Source organism: Amycolatopsis sp. cmx-8-4, from assembly GCF_046548675.1.
Classification (GTDB): Bacteria; Actinomycetota; Actinomycetes; order Mycobacteriales; family Pseudonocardiaceae; genus Amycolatopsis.
Genome location: NZ_JAEBDZ010000011.1, coordinates 203,281 through 217,803, shown reverse-complemented (window position 1 = coordinate 217,803; position 14,523 = coordinate 203,281). Strand labels below are relative to the sequence as shown.

The window sequence follows — 14,523 nt, the reverse complement described above, 5'->3', positions numbered from 1 at the left end:
GTCGACGGGAACCCGGCCGGCCTGAGCTTGTGCTGCCGCGGCTGCTCAAACGCGCCGCCGCGCTGCGTCCACATCGGACGGCGCTGAGCGGCGACGGCCCCGAAGTGTCCTATGCGGACCTCAATGCCCGCGCCAACCGGCTGGACCGGACGCTGTGCCTGACGCACGTGCGCGACGGCGTCACGGTCGACGCGGCGGACGGCGTCACCACCGGCATCTCGGCGACCGACCGCGCGACGACGCTCTCGCGCTTGGCCGACCCGTTGGCGGCTCCAGCGGCCGGGCACGTGATGACTCGCGCGACCACCAGGACGGGGTCGTCGCCACGCCGGCTTCCCCGAAGCGGCGTTCGACCTGGTGGACCTGGCCCACTGTGGCCCGGCGGCGGAGTACACCCACATCGTCAGCCCCCTCGACCCGACGCGGCTCGCCAAGCCGGGCGAGCTGGACCGGCTGCGCGGCGAGTGCGCGCTGCCGGCGGCGAGCTTGGCGATGCTGCGCGGTTCCCGACCCGGCCGGCGTCAGCCGCGTAGCCGGGCGTTGACCCGGGCCGCTTGGCGGGTGAGGTGGTCGCGCTCCGGGACGCTGGCCGCCGCCCGGGCGGCCTCGGCGTAGAGCCGGGCCGCGCCCGCCGCGTCGCCGTCGCGCTCGTGGAGGTACGCCGAGACGGCCGTGTAGCGCGGTAGCGCGGGGTCGAGGTCCGCCAACGCCGCGAGGCCGGCACGGGCGCCGTCGGCCTCGCCGACCGCGACGGCCCGGTTGAGCCGGGCCACCGGGCTGCCGGTGAGGCGCACCAGCTCGTCGTACCACTCGACGATCTGCACCCAGTCGGTCTCCTCGGCCGTCTGCGCATCCGCGTGCAGCGCGGCGATGGCCGCCTGGGCCTGGAACTCGCCCAGGCGGTCACCGGTCAGCGCCGTCTGGAGGATGTCGACGCCCTCGGTGATCAGGCGGGTGTTCCAGCGGCTCCGGTCCTGCTCGGCCAGCGGCACGAGACTGCCGTCGGGCCCGGTCCGCGCGGGACGCCGGGCGTGGTGCAGCAGCATGAGCGCGAGCAGGCCCGCGACCTCTTCGTCGTGGGTCCCGACCGCCAGCTGGCGGGTGAGCCGGATCGCCTCGGCGGCCAAATCAACACTGCCACCATAGCCCTCGTTGAACACGAGGTAGAGCACGCGCAGCACCGTGGTGAGGTCGCCGGTGCGCGTGAGGCGGACGCCCGAGACGGTCTTCTTGGCCCGGCTGATCCGCTGGGCCATGGTCGCTTCCGGCACCAGGTAGGCCTGCGCGATCTGCCGCGTGGTCAGGCCGCCGACCGCGCGCAGCGTGAGCGCGACGGCCGACGCCGGGGTCAGCGACGGGTGCGCGCACAGGAAGTACAGCTGGAGCGTGTCGTCCACGGCCGCACCCGGCTCGGGCGCGGGCTCGTCGTCGACGCGTTCCTCGCGCTGCCGCCGGGACGTCTCGGCGCGGGTGGCGTCGAGGAACTTGCGCCACGCCACGGTGATCAGCCAGCCCTGCGGGTCGCGCGGCACCTCGTCCGGCCACGTGCGCAGCGCCTCGATGAGGGCGTCCTGCACGGCGTCCTCGGCCGCCGCGAAGTCGGCGCCGCGCCGGACGAGGACGCCGAGCACGGTGGGGGTGAGGGTCCGCAGCAGGGCTTCGTCCACGGACGTCACTCCGTGATCGTCGGGGGCGCGGTCAGGAACGGGCGCACCTCGAGCCACTCCTGGATCGGCGTCCCGCCGGCACCCGGCGCGGCGGACAGCTCGCCGGCGAGCTCGAGCGCGCGCTCGTAGCTGTCGACGTCGATGATCGTCCAGCCGGCGATCAGGTCCTTGGTCTCCGCGAACGGCCCGTCGGTGACCGGCGGCCGCCCCTCGCCGTCGGACCGGACGAACGTGCCGTCGGGGGAGAGCGGCCGGTGTTCGACGAACTCGCCGGTGCTCTCGAGCCGGTCGGCGAAGTCCTGCATGTACTGGACGTGGGCCGTGAGCTCCTCCGGCGTCCACTGGTCCATCGGGACGTCGTTGACCGCGGCCGGGGCGCCCCGGTAGTGCTTGAGCAGCAGATACTTGGTCATGGTGGTCTCCTTTTGCGGGTTATCTTGGCGGACTGCGGCGGCTCAGGCGTCTTGACGCGCGGTGCGCTCCTGAACCAGCTCCGCGACGGCGCTGGGCAGGGTCGTCTCGAAGTCGATCAGCTTCGCCCAGGTCGGGGTGATGACGATCCGGACCATGCCGTCGTAGAGCGACCGCACTTCGGCCTCCCACCCGACGCGCTGCTCGGGCGTCATCTCGTAGGTGCCGTTCATCTGCAGGTACTCCTCCGGGATGCCGTGGACGACGTCGAGTTCGGCCTGGCCGCGGATGAGCAGGATCTTGGGCGGGTGCACCTCGGTGTCGATGGTCAGGGCGACCGCCGGGTTGACGCGCAGGGCGTGCAGCTTGGGGGCGTTCTTCGGGGTGCAGAGGACGACTTGCGAGCCGGTCCAGGTGAACCCGATCGGGATGGTGCGCGGGGTGCCGTCCTTGGCGACGTAGGCCAGCCGGGTCAGGTCGCGGGCCAGCAGCTCCTGGCTGTACGGGCGGTTCAGGATCTCGGTGATCTCGAGCTGGTTCACGGTTCCTCCAGTGGTCGCTGTTGCCCCTGGGACGGAGCCGGACCCGCATTCTCGACATCACCGCCGGGGACGGGTCCCGATATTTTTCGCGGCCCGTTCTAGAGTGCGGCGACTTCAACCGAAGACGGGGGCAGAACATGACTTCCACCAGGCAGGACGGCGACACCTGGGACCTGGCGTCCAGCGTCGGCACCACGGCTACCGCCGCGGCGGCGGCCCGGGCGATCGCGACCCGCGAGGACAGCTCGCTCTACGCCGACCCGTTCGCCGAACCGCTCGTCCGGGCGGTCGGCGTCGACCTCCTCACCCGGCTGGCGTCCGGCGAGCTGCCGCCCGGCGACCTGGTCGAGCAGGTGGCGATCGACGTGGCCAAGGTCCGCGGCAAGTTCTACGACGACTTCTTCCTCGACGCGGCGAACGCGGGCATCACGCAGGCCGTGATCCTGGCTTCGGGGCTGGATTCCCGCGCGTACCGGCTGCCCTGGCCGGCCGGGACGGTGGTGTACGAGCTGGATCAGCCGCAGGTCGTCGAGTTCAAGTCCCGCGCACTGGCCGAGCTGGGCGCCGAGCCCACCGCCGACCGGCGAGTGGCCGCGGCCGACCTGCGTGACGACTGGTCGGCCGCCCTGCGTGACGCCGGTTTCGACCCGACGCGGCCGACTGCGTGGAGCGCCGAAGGCCTGCTGGGCTACCTGCCGCCGGAGGCCCAGGACAGCCTGCTGGACACCATCACCGAACTCAGCGCGCCGGGCAGCCGGGTGGCCACCGAGAGCCGGCTCAACCCGAAGCCGGGCGAGGAGGACCGGACGAAGGAAAGCCTGGACCGCGTCTCCGAGCGTTGGCGCGAGAGCGGTTTCGACCCCGGCATGGCCAAGCTGCGTTACTTCGGCGAACGCAGTGAGGCGGCTCCCTACCTGACCGGCCTCGGCTGGGAGCTGACCGGAAGCACGGTCGGGGACCTGCTGGCCGCCGTCAACCTCCCGCCCCTGAAGGACGACGGCCTGCGGCTGGGGAACGTGCGCTACATCAGCGGCACCCTCACCGAGACGCCGAAGTAGCCACCCGCACGAAGGCCCGCCGAGGGTCGTGAGTGTTTAGGAGGGTTAGAACCCTCCTAAACACTCACGACCAGCCGCGGCAGACCCGATCAGCGCGCGGGGGGTGGGGCAGATCGCGCCGCCGTCCTTCGAGCGCGCGGTCGGGGGATTCGCGCCGTCCGGTGTCGGTGCGCGGGCCCCTGGGAGGGGGGTCCTAGTTTTTGGGCGCCTCTTCGCACCCCGTCAAGCCTCAAGGCTTCTCCAGGCCCATCTGAGTTTGGATATGTAACCTTATCCGAACTCACGCATGGTGCTGGTTATCTTTTGATTTGACACAACTGTTTCTGATTCTAATCAGAAGGTTTGATAGGGTCTGGATCATGACGGAAGATGCTGGTCAAGCCCGGGTTTGCGAGTACCGACGCTGCGGAGCCGCTCTGCCGCCCGCCGTGGGCCGGGGGAGCCGGGCGCGGTTCTGCCAGGACGGGAAGACCTGGGGGCGGCGGAACCTCACCTGCCGCGACGCCGAAGCCGTCCTGGCGGACGCCGAGTCCCTGCGCGAGAGCGACACCGCACTCGACGACACGGCCGTCACGGCGTTGTCCGGGCAGATCGACCGGGTGCTCGAACCGGCTCGCGGGCTCGTCGAGACGCTCACGACGCTGCGCCACCAGCTCGAAGCGACCACCACCACCGCCCTCGCCGAGCGGGACGCCGCTCTGGCCGAGGCCGACGAGCACCGGCTCCAGCGCGGCCGGGCCGACGCCGAAGCCGCGCAGGCTCGCGACGTCGCCGAAGAAGCCGTGCGGCAGGCGGCCGTCGCCGAGAAGGAGAAGACGGCCGCCGGCCGGGAACGGGATCAGGAGCGCGCCGTCCGGAAGGCCGCCGTGCAGGAGCAGCAACGCGCCGAAGGGCAGCTGGCCGCCGTTCGGGATGAGCTCGCCCGCGTCGCCGAGCGGGCCGAGGCCGCCGCGACCCTCGCCGGGGAGCGGGCCACGACCATCGCCACCGTCACCGCCGAACTCGCCGCCACCCGGACCGCGCTCGACGACGAACGGGGCCGTGGTCAGGACGCCAACGTGCGAGCGGAAGCCGCGACGGCTCGCGCGGAGGCCGCCGAAACCCGAGCAGAAGCCGTCTCACAGAAGCTCGACGCCGCACGCGAGGAGCACGCGAAGGCCCGTCAGGAAGCCGCGGACCGGGCCCAGGCCGACGTAGAACGGCTCCGCGCCGGCTTCGACCTGCGGCTGGCCGAGGTGCAGACGGCTCACGAGCAGACCGTCCGGTCCATGCACGAGACCACCACGAACCTGGGCGCCGAGCTGCGCGCCAGTACGGCCCGGGCCGACGCCGCCGACCACCGGCTGAGCCAGGTACGCGCGGCCCTGAAGGACGAAGAAGTCTCAGCAACACTTAAGCAGTTACTTGACCAATGGGCCGAGCGAGCCTAACTTAAGTACATGCTTAACCATGACGAGGCGCTGGACCTGGTGTTCCGCGCGCTGGGGGACCGGACGCGGCGGGCGCTGGTGGAGCGGCTCGTGCGCGGTCCGGCGTCGGTCAGTGAGCTGGCCGCGCCGTTGCCGATGTCGCTCGCCGCCGTCGTGCAGCACCTGCAGGTGCTCGAAACGGCCGGGATCGTGCGCTCGGAGAAGATCGGCCGGGTGCGCACCTGCCGGATCGTGCCGGAGGTGCTGCGCGCCGGCGAGCACTGGCTTGGGCACCAGCGCACCGCGTGGGAAAGCAAGCTCGACCGGCTCGGGGACTTCCTCGAGCCGGGCAATTCGGAAGGACGCACCTCATGACCGTCACGCACAGCACGTTCACCCTGGAACGTACCTACGCCGCGACACCCGCGCGCGTGTTCGACGCCTGGGCGGACCCCGCCGCGAAGGCCCGCTGGTTCGGCGGGGAAACCCACGAGCTGGACTTCCGCACCGGCGGCCGCGAGGTGACCACGGGCACCGCGCCGAACGGTAACAAGCTGGAGGCCGCCTCGACCTACCACGACATCGTCCCCGACGAGCGGATCGTCTACTCCACCACGCTGACCGGCGGCGACACCCTCGCCACCGTCTCGACGACGACGATCGAGCTGCACCCCGAGGCCGGCGGCACCCGGCTCGTCCTCACCGAGCAGGGCACCTTCCTCGACGGCGCGGAGGAACCCGCTTGGCGCGAGCAGGGCACCGGCGACTGGCTGGACAAGCTCGGCGAGGAGCTGAAGTGACCCCGAGGGTGCTGGTCGAGTCCCGCGTCGCGGCGGTGGCGGCGAAGGACCTGGACGCGCTCCTCGGCTGTTACGCCGAGGACGTCACCCTGTTCGACGCGGTCGGTCCGTTGCGCCACCGGCGCGGCGCTCACCCGGCTGCGGCCCGCGTCCGGTACTGCTGCGGGCTGACGCCGAACTTGCGCTTGAAGGCCGTGCTGAGGGCGAACGCGCTGCCGTACCCGACCTGGTGGGCGACCGCGCCGATCGTCGCGTCCCGTTGCTGGCGCAGGAAATCCGCGGCCAGCGCGAGCCGCCAGCCGGTCAGGTAGGCCATCGGGGTCTCGCCGACGGTCGTGGCGAACCGGCGGGCCAGCGCGGCCCGGGAGACGCCGGTGTTCGCGGCGAGCTTCGCGACCGTCCACGGCTCGGCCGGCTGGTGCTGCAGCAGCCGCAACGCCTGGCCGACGATCGGGTCGTCGTGGGCGCGGTACCAGGCGGGCGCGCTGGTGCCGGGCCGGTCGAACCAGGCCCGCAGCGCCGCGATGAGCAGCAGGTCCAGCAGCCGGTCGAGGACGGCTTCCTGGCCGGGGACGTCCCGGCCGATCTCCCCGGCGAGCAGCCCGACCAGTGGCGTCGGCCAGTCGGTGGCGCGCAGGACGATCAGCACCGGTAGCGCCGCGAGGAGCCGTTTGCTGAGCTCGCCTTCCATGCCGTAGGTCCCGGTCAGCAGCACGACCGGGCCGTCGGTGCCGTGGCCCCAGGTCCGGACGCCGAGGTCGGCGTAGTCGGTGAGGTGCCCGCCGTCGGGCGTGCGGCATTCCTGCCCCGGCAGGATGATCGCCTGCGGCGGTGTCCCGGGGTGGTCGGCGACGACGTACGGGTCCGGGCCGCGGGCGATCGCGACGTCACCTTCGCGCAGCTGGACGGCTTCGCCGCCGTCGGGCACGATCCACGCTTCGCCGCGCACCACCGACACGACCGTCAGCGGCGCCCGGTCTTCGATGCGCAGCGACCACGGCGGCGTCAGCACCGACCGCAGCAGGAACGCGCCGTGCGCGCGGGGGCCGTCGAGCAGAGCGGCGAGTGGATCCATGCGCCCGAGTGTAGACGCTGGAACATGCTATCGAGGCTCTGAACTATGGAGAGTCTCACCGTGGCCCGGTTGACTCACTGCCATGACAACGAACTTCCTTGTGGTGGGCGGCACGGGCAAGACCGGCCGCCGGGTGGCGGACCGGCTGCGGGAGCGCGACCTGCCGGTGCGGATCACGTCCCGGCGGGGCGCGCCGCCGTTCGACTGGGCCGACCGCGCCACCTGGGCGCCGGTGCTCGAGGGCATCGACGCCGTCTACCTGACCTACTACCCCGACTTGGTCGTGCCCGGCGCGGCCGACGACATCCGCGCGTTCACCGAGCTGGCCATCGCCGAGGGAGCGCGGCACCTGGTGCTGCTCTCTGGCCGCGGTGAGGAGGAAGCCGAGGCGTGCGAGCGGATCGTCGCCGCGGCCGACATCGGCTGGACCATCCTGCGGTGCAGCTGGTTCGCGCAGAACTTCAGCGAGCACTTCCTGCTCGACGCCGTCCGCGGCGGCGAGATCGCGTTGCCCGCGGGGATGGTGGTCGAGCCGTTCCTGGACGTCCGCGACATCGCCGAGGTGGCGGTGAAGGCGCTGACCGAACCCGGCCACACGAGCCGGCTGTACGAGCTGACCGGGCCGCGGCTGCTGACCTTCGCCGACGCCGCCGCGGATATTTCGGCCGCGTCGGGGCGTGCTGTCCGCTATGTTCCGGTTTCCGCCGAGGACTACGCCGCCGCGGCCGTCGGCTACGGCGTGCCGGCCGAGGAAGCCGAGGCGCTGACCGAGCTGTTCGCCCGGGTGCTCGACGGGCGCAACGAGTCGGTGACGCACGACGTCGATCGGGTGCTGGGCCGGCCGGCGACGGACTTCGCCGACTTCGCGCGGGACGCGGCGGCGACCGGGGTCTGGGCCCGGTGAAGGGGAAGGGGACACCGATGTCGACGGTGGTTTTGGTGGCCGCGCTGGTCGCGGCCGGGTTGCTCGCGGGGCTGTTCTACGCCTACTCGTGCTCGGTGCTGCCGGGCCTGGCGCGCGGTGACGACAAGACGTTCGTGGAGGCGATGCGCGGGATCAACGTGGCGATCGTCAACCCGGTCTTCATGCTGACGTTCCTGGGCGCGCCGCTGCTGGCGGGGGTGGCGATCTTCCTCGACCCGGGGCCGCGGCCGTGGGTGATCGCGGGGTTCGGGTGCCTGGTGGCGATGCTGGTGATCACCGCGGCGTTGAACATCCCGCTCAACAATGGGCTGGAGAACGGCGGTGACGACTACGCGGCCTTGCGGGCGCAGTTCGAGACGTCGTGGGTGCGCTGGAACGTGCTGCGCACGCTGGCGAGCACGGCGGGCTTCGGCTGCCTGGTCGCCGCGGTGCTCACCCGCCGTGGCTGACTCGCGGGAAAAGCCGTGAAGGCCTCCTTACCGGCTCTTAGCGCCGGTAAGGAGGCCTTCACGGCTTTCGGTGTCAGTCGGCGAGGCGGAAGAGCAGGTCGGTGACCCACTGCGCGGGGTCGGGCACTTCGAGGGGGTTGGTGCGCAGGACCTCCAGGCGGCAGCCCCATTCCTCGCCGTCGGGTCCCTCGGTGCGGTCCCACATGAAGCCCTGCTCCGAGCCCCACGCGAGCACCGACTCGGTGGCGGCCGCCAAGCCGTCGGGCGCGCCGACGTAGGTGTCGAGGACGTACTTGCCGGCCGGCAGCTCGTCGGCGAACGCGGGCTCAGGCGGGCTGAAGCCGCCCTCGATGGGGACGCCGGCCTCGACGGTGAACCGCATCCCGGAGTGGATGACGCGGTAGCGGAAGAACGGCGCGCCGGCCAAGGCGATCCCCTGCCCGGCCAGCGTGCCGATCAACGGCGGCAGCCGGTCGGCGATCCGCGGGAACTCCGCGACGGCGAGGGTGGCGCGCTCGGCGACGTAGCGCTGGGCGGGCAGGTCCACGACGGACGGCATCAGGCGAACTCCTCGGGCGGGCGGATCGGGCGGACCTCGATACTGCCGTAGGTCGCCGCCGGGTGCTTGGCCGCGATGTCGAGGGCTTCGTCGAGGTCGTCGCAGTCGAGGACGACGTACCCGCCGACCTGCTCCTTGGCCTCGGTGAACGGGCCGTCGGTGAGCAGGACCTCGCCGTCGCGGACGCGGATGGTGGTGGCTTCCGACGGCGGGCGCAGGCCGCCTCCGCCGCGGATCTTGCCGCGGCGGTCCAGGTCTTCACCCCAGCCGTCGCAGCCGTCGTACTGGTGCCCTTCGGCGGTTTCGTCGCCGCAGATCATGAGCAGGTACTGCATTCAACGTCCTTCCAGGACTTCACGCAGGCGCACGGCGAAGGCGGCGGGCTCGGCGAGGAACCCGCCGTGGTCGCCGGGGAACGGTTCGGCGGTCAGGCCGAGGTCGGCGGCGAGGCCCAGGCCGGCTTCGTGGGCGGGCAACCCGACGGCCTTCTCGCCGACGCCGACGACCAGCCGGGCGGTCACCGCGCGCAGGGCGTCGAGGTCCGGGTCGTAGGCGCCGATGGCCGCCATCAAGTGGCCGAAGAAGTAGGCGAAGTTGCCCTCCATCACCTTCATCCGGGCGAGCTCTTCGGGCGTGGGGTCGGTGGGCGGGGTGATGTCGAAGCCGCTCATCTTCGCGAACGCGCCGATGGCGGCGCCGATGCCGTGCTCGCGGTAGATCGCCGGGATGTCGGGGCCGTCGAGCACGCCCGGGCCGAGGTACCGCGTGACCGGCGGCTCGTGCAGGACGACGGTGCGGACCTGGCCGGGGTGGCGCACGACGTGGCCGAGCATCGTGATGGCGCCGCCGCTGTTGGCAAACACTTCAGCCGGCCCGTCGCCGATCTCGGCGAGCAGCCGGTGGACGTCGTCGGCGTGCTCGCGGAGGGTGTGGTCGCCGGGTTCGCCGTCGAGGGGGCTGCGGGAGATGCCGCGAGGATCGTAGGTGACGACGGTGTGGTCCTCGGCCAGCAGCGGCCGGATCGGGGCGAAGCCCGTGGCGTCGGCGGGGCCGCCGGGGATCAGCAGCAGGACGGGACCGCTGCCGGTGACGTCGTAGGTGAGGCGGGCGCCGGGGACGCCGAGGGTGTGGGTGGTCATGGTGTGTCCTCCGCGGGTCGGGGTTCGCCTACCCGACGGATGGGACCGGCCGGAACAGACACCGTTTCGGAAATTCTTCGGGTGAGGTAGCTGCGCTCGACAGCGGTCGTGGCCAGATCCAGGGCCGTGGCGTACCAGTGCGCGGCCTCGTCGTGGCGGCCCAGCCTGCGGAGGAAGTCGGCGCGGGTGGCCGGCAGCAGGTGGTAGCCCTCGAGCGCGTCGGTCAGTTCGTCGAGGAGGGCGAGCCCGGCGAGGGGGCCGTCGGCCATGCCGACGGCGACGGCCCGGTTGAGTGCGACGATCGCGCTGGGGACGAACTTGCGCAGCTCCCGGTAGAGGCCGGCGATCTGCGCCCAGTCGGTGTCGGCGGGTGTGGCGGCGGTGGCGTGACAGGCCGCGATGGCGGCCTGGATCTGGTACGGCCCGGGGTGCCGCCGGCGCAACGCCGTCTCCAGCAGCTGCGTGCCTTCGGCGATGAGCGAGGTGTCCCAGCGCGTGCGGTCCTGTTCTTCGAGTGGGACGAGTTCGCCGCCGGGGCCGACGCGGGTGGCGCGGCGGGCGTGTTGCAGCAGCATCAGCGCGAGCAGGCCCAGGACTTCGGGTTCGTCGGGCATCAGCCGGGCCAGGACGCGGCCGAGCCGGACGGCTTCGGCGGCGAGGTCGGGGCGGAGCAGGTCGGGCCCGGCGGTCGCGGAGTAGCCCTCGTTGAACGTCAGGTAGAGCACGCCGAGCACGGCGGCGGTGCGTTCGGGCAGCAGGTGCGCGGGCGGCACGCGGTAGGGGATGCGGGCGTGGCGGATCTTGCGCTTCACCCGCACGAGCCGCTGCGACATCGTCGCTTCCGGGACGAGGAAGGCGCGGGCGATCTCGGCGGTGCTGAGCCCGGCGAGCGTGCGCAGCGCGAGCGCGACCTGGGCTTCGGTGGCCAGCGCCGGGTGGCAGCAGGTGAAGATCAGCCGCAGCCGGTCGTCGGGTACATCGCTGTCGCCGGTGTCGGGGTCTTCGGGGATGTGCATGCGGCCGGCCTCCCGGAGCTTGGCGGCGCCGAGGGTCTCGCGCCGGAGCCGGTCGGTGGCGCGGTTGCGCGCGGCGGTGGTGAGCCAGGCGCCGGGCCGCTTCGGGACGCCGTCGCGGGGCCAAGTGCGCAGCGCGAGCGCGAAAGCCTCCTGCGCGCACTCTTCGGCGAGGTCCCAGTCGCCGGTGATCCGGATGAGCGTGGCCACGACCTGGCCCCACTCCTCGCGAAACGCCTCGGCGACCGCAGTCTCGACGTCCACCCCAATGTCCACCACCACTCCTCCCGGTTGCTGTCACTCCTCCCGACGAACGGCCCGGCCCGGTTTCGACACCTACCCGGTCGCGGCGGCGTGGCAGGCGCCGAACCCTTCGGCGCGCACGACGATCCGGCCTCCTTCGACGCGCACGGCCGTTTCGGTGGCGTCGCTGACCGCGGTGACGCCGGCGGCCGCGGCGAGCGCGCCCCCGGCGTCGCAGACGATCCGCAGCCGCGGCTCCCGGGGCGCCGGAAAGGCCTGGTCGAGGCAGCCGCGCAGGTCGGCGACGGCGAGGCGGGTCAGCGGGGCGAGTTCGCCGGGGTCGCTGGTGACGAGCGCGACGGTGACGTCGGCGCCGGTGCGGACGGCTTCCTCGAAGGCGGCGGCGCGGTGCAGGCCGAGGACGGTGACGACGCCGTCGCCGGGCCGCACGGTCTCGCCGGTGAGCAGGTCGGTCCCGGCGGGTGGGTGCCACGGCTCGTCGACGCGCCGGGGCCGGGAGGTGATCGGCGGCTCGGCCGGCCAGTGGTCGTCGAGGCCCAGCTCCAGGAGCCGCTCGCAGGCGGCGACGATGTGGAACGGCTCGCCGAAGCCCGGTGCGGCGGCCGCGAGCTGGCTCGCGCCGTGCAGCGTGGTCAACGCGGCTTCGGCGACGCGCACCAGGCGTCCGCCCGGGCGGAGGCGTTCGAGGGCGAGGCCGAGCAGGATCGCGTCGATCCGCATGAGCTGCGCGAACGGCCGGCGGGTGTGCTCGTCGGCGAGGATCTCCGGCAGCAGGTCGCGGGTGAGCCGGGCGTCCTCGCTGTCGCTGTCGGTGGCCAGGGGGAGCCGGGCGACCCAGGCGCGGGCGAACGCGGCCAGGGCGTCCGGCGCGCTGGGGTGCGACGGCGGCGTGGCGGGCCGGGGTGCGTGTTCGGCGAGGTCGGCCAGGACCGCGAAGTACAAGGCGCGTTTGCCGGGGAAGTTGGAGTAGACGGCGCCGCGGGTGAGCTCGGCCCGCTCGGCGATGACGTCGATCTTGGCGTCGCGGAAGCCGCGCCGGGCGAACTCGTCCCGAGCGGCGGACAGCACCTTCGCGCGGTTGCGCACCTGCGTTTCCGCTCTGCTCAGTCCGGCCATCGTCCTCCTTGCCCCGGTGTTGCCGGTCAAGATACCGTGACCATCCAGATGACAAGACCATCTGATCTTACCATTTGGAGTCCCCGATGATCCCCGAGATCGACCTGACCGACCTCAAGGTGCTCACCGACCCGTTCACCGCCTACGATCAAGCGCGCGAGGCGAGTGCGGTGGCGCAGCTGGTGATCCCCGGCTTCGGCCCGTTCTGGGCGCTGACCCGCTACGCCGAGGCCCGCGCGATGCTGAGCGACCCGCGCTTCGAGGTGAAGCCGGAAAGCTTCCTGCGTCCGCCCGGCATCCCCGAGCACTGCCTCGAGTACATGCGGACCATGGCCGAGCAGGACGGCGCCGAGCACCTGCGGCTGCGACGGCTGGTGGCACCGGCGTTCACCCCGAAGCGGGCCGCGCAGTTCCGCCCGCGGCTGGCGGCCATCACCGGACGCCTGCTCGACGAGCTGCCCACGCACGCCGAGAACGGCGTCGTCGACCTGGTCCCGCACTTCGCCCGGCCGCTGCCGATGGACGTCATCTGCGAGCTGGTCGGCATTCCGGACGCGGACCGGCCGCGCTGGCGGGAGTACGGCGCCGCGGTCGCCGGCGGGGTGGGCCAGGACTTCCTCGCGGCCATCTCGGTGATCATCGAGGGCGCGAAGGACGTCGTCGCGCGCAGCCGGGCCGAGCCGGGTGACGACCTCATCGGCGATCTCGTGCGGGCCCAGGACGGGGACCGGCTCACCGACACCGAGCTGGTCACCCTGGTCTGGCACCTCATGCTGGCCGGGCAGACGCCGGTGAACCTGATCGCCAACGCCGTCGAAGCCCTGCTCACGCACCCGGACCAGCTCGCACTGCTGCGCGCGGATCCGGCGTTGTGGCCGGGCGCGGTCGAGGAGCTGATGCGGTGGTGCAGCCCGCAGCTGCTGACCACGCCGAGGTTCGCGCGCGAGGACGTCGAGATCGACGGCACCCTGATCCGGGAAGGTGAGCGGGTGACCGCCGCGATGGTGGCCGCCGACCGCGACCCGCGGGTGTTCGACGACGCCGACCGCCTCGACGTCACCCGGTCCGGGCCGGCGCAGCTGGGGTTCTCGCACGGTCCGCACTTCTGCCTGGGCGCGTCGATCGCGCGGGTGCAGGCGGAAGTCGCGCTGTCGGGACTGTTCGCGCGGTTCCCGGACCTCGCGCTGGCGGTCGACGACGTCCCGCGCGCACCCGACGGTGGGACCTGGCGGCCGTCGGCGCTACCGCTGACCCTCTGAGCGGGCGTTGATCAGCGTCTCGATGCCGTCGAGGACGCGGGCGAGGCCGAAGTGGAAGCTGTGGGCGGCGTCGGACGCGGCGTTGTGCGTCTCGCCGGCGGCCTGGCCGACGCGAGAGGCGAGGGGGTAGTTCGCCGCGTCGGCGGCCGGGATACCGGCCAGCACCGGCGCGGCGCGCGCCCACCACTGCGCGTCGGTCAGGCCGCTGGCGCGGACCAGGCGCGCGGCGTCGACCGAGGTGCGCGCGGTGGCGCGGACGAGGCCGTTGACGATGGTGATCACGGAGTCCATCTCGACGTCGTCCAGGCCGATGCCGTCGATCGCGCGCAGCTCGTGCTCGTACCTGGCGAAGGTGTGCGGCCCCAGGACCGAGCGGGTCGTGGCGGCCTCCAGCAGCCAGGGGTGGCGGTGGAAGTGGGCCCAGGCCGCTTCGGCGATGGCGGTCAGCGCCGCGCGCCAGCCGAGGCCGGGTTCGGGGACCGGCAGCTCGCCGCGGACGTGGTCGATCATCAGCTCGACGAGCTCGTCCCGGCCGGGGACGTAGGTGTAGAGAGACATGGGGGAGACGCCGAGGTGGTCGGCGACACGGCGGATGGTGACGGCGTCGAGGCTGTCGGCGTCGGCGATCGTGATGCCGGCCTTGACGACGTCGGCCGTGGTCAGCTTGGGTTTCGGGCCGCGTCGCGGGGGCGCGGAGACGCCCCAGAGCAGCTCGATCGCCCGTCGCGGGTCACTGCCGCTGTCGTCCTCGGTGCTCACGCCACTCATTCTGCCCACCAGATCCTCGTACGTCGTACAGAGTTGTGCTAACCTCTTCTTCGTACATGGTACAGAGTT

General features: G+C 72.5%; 18 protein-coding genes. 8 read left to right on the top strand and 10 right to left on the bottom strand.

Annotated elements, in window-relative coordinates:
* Nucleotides 1-29 precede the first annotated feature (29 nt).
* Complete coding sequence (locus tag ACLJQZ_RS24610) at nt 30-533, top strand: 3,4-dihydroxy-2-butanone-4-phosphate synthase (protein WP_410622220.1); 504 nt, start codon at nt 30-32, stop codon at nt 531-533.
* Here ACLJQZ_RS24610 and ACLJQZ_RS24605 read toward each other — a convergent pair.
* From ACLJQZ_RS24605 to ACLJQZ_RS24595, 3 genes are read right to left on the bottom strand one after another with little or no spacing between them, the layout of a single operon-like run.
* Nucleotides 522-1,667 (bottom strand): RNA polymerase sigma factor, encoded by a 1,146-nt coding sequence (locus ACLJQZ_RS24605; protein ID WP_410622288.1) that lies wholly within the window; start codon nt 1,665-1,667, stop codon nt 522-524. The genes ACLJQZ_RS24610 and ACLJQZ_RS24605 overlap by 12 nt on opposite strands.
* Before the next feature lie 5 nt (nt 1,668-1,672).
* Nucleotides 1,673-2,080 (bottom strand): YciI family protein, encoded by a 408-nt coding sequence (locus tag ACLJQZ_RS24600; RefSeq protein WP_326949612.1) that lies wholly within the window; start codon nt 2,078-2,080, stop codon nt 1,673-1,675.
* Between the two features lie 42 nt (nt 2,081-2,122).
* Nucleotides 2,123-2,620, bottom strand: coding sequence for a pyridoxamine 5'-phosphate oxidase family protein (locus tag ACLJQZ_RS24595; RefSeq protein ID WP_410622219.1), 498 nt, complete (start codon nt 2,618-2,620; stop codon nt 2,123-2,125).
* Nucleotides 2,621-2,757: 137 nt separating this feature from the next.
* Here ACLJQZ_RS24595 and ACLJQZ_RS24590 point away from each other — a divergent pair, with 137 nt between their 5' ends.
* The 4 genes from ACLJQZ_RS24590 to ACLJQZ_RS24575 all read left to right on the top strand — a co-directional run bounded on the left by ACLJQZ_RS24590 (nt 2,758) and on the right by ACLJQZ_RS24575 (nt 5,887).
* Entirely contained in the window at nt 2,758-3,678 is a 921-nt protein-coding gene (locus tag ACLJQZ_RS24590; RefSeq protein ID WP_410622218.1) for an SAM-dependent methyltransferase, read from the top strand.
* 359 nt (nt 3,679-4,037) lie between these two features.
* A complete protein-coding gene (locus ACLJQZ_RS24585) occupies nt 4,038-5,108 on the top strand; it encodes a hypothetical protein (protein WP_410622217.1) in 1,071 nt (356 codons plus the stop codon).
* A 9-nt stretch (nt 5,109-5,117) separates the two neighbouring features.
* Nucleotides 5,118-5,462 (top strand): ArsR/SmtB family transcription factor, encoded by a 345-nt coding sequence (locus ACLJQZ_RS24580; RefSeq protein WP_410622216.1) that lies wholly within the window; start codon nt 5,118-5,120, stop codon nt 5,460-5,462.
* Nucleotides 5,459-5,887 (top strand): SRPBCC family protein, encoded by a 429-nt coding sequence (locus ACLJQZ_RS24575; protein ID WP_410622215.1) that lies wholly within the window; start codon nt 5,459-5,461, stop codon nt 5,885-5,887. Before ACLJQZ_RS24580 ends, ACLJQZ_RS24575 begins: the two co-directional genes overlap by 4 nt.
* A gap of 130 nt (nt 5,888-6,017) precedes the next feature.
* On the opposite strand, the gene ACLJQZ_RS24570 is transcribed toward ACLJQZ_RS24575, so the two are convergent.
* Nucleotides 6,018-6,962 carry an AraC family transcriptional regulator gene (locus tag ACLJQZ_RS24570; RefSeq protein ID WP_410622214.1) on the bottom strand — a complete coding sequence of 315 codons (945 nt, stop codon included), beginning with the start codon at nt 6,960-6,962 and terminating at the stop codon, nt 6,018-6,020.
* 82 nt (nt 6,963-7,044) lie between these two features.
* Between ACLJQZ_RS24570 and ACLJQZ_RS24565 the strand changes: the two genes are divergently transcribed.
* The gene (locus ACLJQZ_RS24565; RefSeq protein ID WP_410622213.1) at nt 7,045-7,866 is read left to right on the top strand and encodes an NmrA family NAD(P)-binding protein; all 822 of its coding nucleotides are present in this window, start codon (nt 7,045-7,047) and stop codon (nt 7,864-7,866) included.
* 17 nt (nt 7,867-7,883) lie between these two features.
* On the top strand, nt 7,884-8,336 hold the full coding sequence (locus ACLJQZ_RS24560; RefSeq protein WP_410622212.1) for a DUF1772 domain-containing protein: 453 nt from the start codon (nt 7,884-7,886) through the stop codon (nt 8,334-8,336).
* Between the two features lie 73 nt (nt 8,337-8,409).
* Here ACLJQZ_RS24560 and ACLJQZ_RS24555 read toward each other — a convergent pair whose 3' ends face one another.
* The 5 genes from ACLJQZ_RS24555 to ACLJQZ_RS24535 all read right to left on the bottom strand — a co-directional run bounded on the left by ACLJQZ_RS24555 (nt 8,410) and on the right by ACLJQZ_RS24535 (nt 12,427).
* Nucleotides 8,410-8,895 carry an AraC family transcriptional regulator gene (locus tag ACLJQZ_RS24555; protein WP_410622211.1) on the bottom strand — a complete coding sequence of 162 codons (486 nt, stop codon included), beginning with the start codon at nt 8,893-8,895 and terminating at the stop codon, nt 8,410-8,412.
* Complete coding sequence (locus tag ACLJQZ_RS24550) at nt 8,895-9,230, bottom strand: YciI family protein (protein ID WP_410622210.1); 336 nt, start codon at nt 9,228-9,230, stop codon at nt 8,895-8,897. Before ACLJQZ_RS24550 ends, ACLJQZ_RS24555 begins: the two co-directional genes overlap by 1 nt.
* A complete protein-coding gene (locus ACLJQZ_RS24545; protein ID WP_410622209.1) occupies nt 9,231-10,034 on the bottom strand; it encodes an alpha/beta fold hydrolase in 804 nt (267 codons plus the stop codon).
* Entirely contained in the window at nt 10,031-11,311 is a 1,281-nt protein-coding gene (locus tag ACLJQZ_RS24540) for an RNA polymerase sigma factor (RefSeq protein WP_410622287.1), read from the bottom strand. The genes ACLJQZ_RS24545 and ACLJQZ_RS24540 overlap by 4 nt, the downstream gene beginning before the upstream one ends.
* Before the next feature lie 72 nt (nt 11,312-11,383).
* Nucleotides 11,384-12,427, bottom strand: a complete 1,044-nt coding sequence (locus ACLJQZ_RS24535) for a TetR/AcrR family transcriptional regulator (protein ID WP_410622208.1) — start codon at nt 12,425-12,427, stop codon at nt 11,384-11,386.
* Nucleotides 12,428-12,513: 86 nt separating this feature from the next.
* On the opposite strand from ACLJQZ_RS24535, the gene ACLJQZ_RS24530 reads away from it, so the two are divergent.
* Nucleotides 12,514-13,686: a cytochrome P450 family protein gene (locus ACLJQZ_RS24530; RefSeq protein WP_410622207.1), complete on the top strand. Its 1,173-nt coding sequence runs from the start codon at nt 12,514-12,516 to the stop codon at nt 13,684-13,686.
* On the opposite strand, the gene ACLJQZ_RS24525 is transcribed toward ACLJQZ_RS24530, so the two are convergent.
* On the bottom strand, nt 13,669-14,454 hold the full coding sequence (locus ACLJQZ_RS24525) for a TetR/AcrR family transcriptional regulator C-terminal domain-containing protein (RefSeq protein WP_410622206.1): 786 nt from the start codon (nt 14,452-14,454) through the stop codon (nt 13,669-13,671). The two genes, ACLJQZ_RS24530 and ACLJQZ_RS24525, sit on opposite strands and share 18 nt — an antisense overlap.
* Nucleotides 14,455-14,523: the final 69 nt, after the last annotated feature.

Excerpts from the sequence above, each read along its gene's own strand:
- ACLJQZ_RS24565 (WP_410622213.1), top strand. The coding sequence starts at position 7,045 with ATGACAACGAACTTCCTTGTGGTGGGCGGCACGGGCAAGACCGGCCGC.
- ACLJQZ_RS24545 (WP_410622209.1), bottom strand. The coding sequence starts at position 10,034 with ATGACCACCCACACCCTCGGCGTCCCCGGCGCCCGCCTCACCTACGAC.
- ACLJQZ_RS24555 (WP_410622211.1), bottom strand. The coding sequence starts at position 8,895 with ATGCCGTCCGTCGTGGACCTGCCCGCCCAGCGCTACGTCGCCGAGCGC.
- ACLJQZ_RS24580 (WP_410622216.1), top strand. The coding sequence starts at position 5,118 with ATGCTTAACCATGACGAGGCGCTGGACCTGGTGTTCCGCGCGCTGGGG.
- ACLJQZ_RS24550 (WP_410622210.1), bottom strand. The coding sequence starts at position 9,230 with ATGCAGTACCTGCTCATGATCTGCGGCGACGAAACCGCCGAAGGGCAC.
- ACLJQZ_RS24535 (WP_410622208.1), bottom strand. The coding sequence starts at position 12,427 with ATGGCCGGACTGAGCAGAGCGGAAACGCAGGTGCGCAACCGCGCGAAG.
- ACLJQZ_RS24570 (WP_410622214.1), bottom strand. The coding sequence starts at position 6,962 with ATGGATCCACTCGCCGCTCTGCTCGACGGCCCCCGCGCGCACGGCGCG.
- ACLJQZ_RS24525 (WP_410622206.1), bottom strand. The coding sequence starts at position 14,454 with ATGAGTGGCGTGAGCACCGAGGACGACAGCGGCAGTGACCCGCGACGG.
- ACLJQZ_RS24600 (WP_326949612.1), bottom strand. The coding sequence starts at position 2,080 with ATGACCAAGTATCTGCTGCTCAAGCACTACCGGGGCGCCCCGGCCGCG.
- ACLJQZ_RS24590 (WP_410622218.1), top strand. The coding sequence starts at position 2,758 with ATGACTTCCACCAGGCAGGACGGCGACACCTGGGACCTGGCGTCCAGC.
- ACLJQZ_RS24530 (WP_410622207.1), top strand. The coding sequence starts at position 12,514 with ATGATCCCCGAGATCGACCTGACCGACCTCAAGGTGCTCACCGACCCG.
- ACLJQZ_RS24575 (WP_410622215.1), top strand. The coding sequence starts at position 5,459 with ATGACCGTCACGCACAGCACGTTCACCCTGGAACGTACCTACGCCGCG.
- ACLJQZ_RS24585 (WP_410622217.1), top strand. The coding sequence starts at position 4,038 with ATGACGGAAGATGCTGGTCAAGCCCGGGTTTGCGAGTACCGACGCTGC.
- ACLJQZ_RS24560 (WP_410622212.1), top strand. The coding sequence starts at position 7,884 with ATGTCGACGGTGGTTTTGGTGGCCGCGCTGGTCGCGGCCGGGTTGCTC.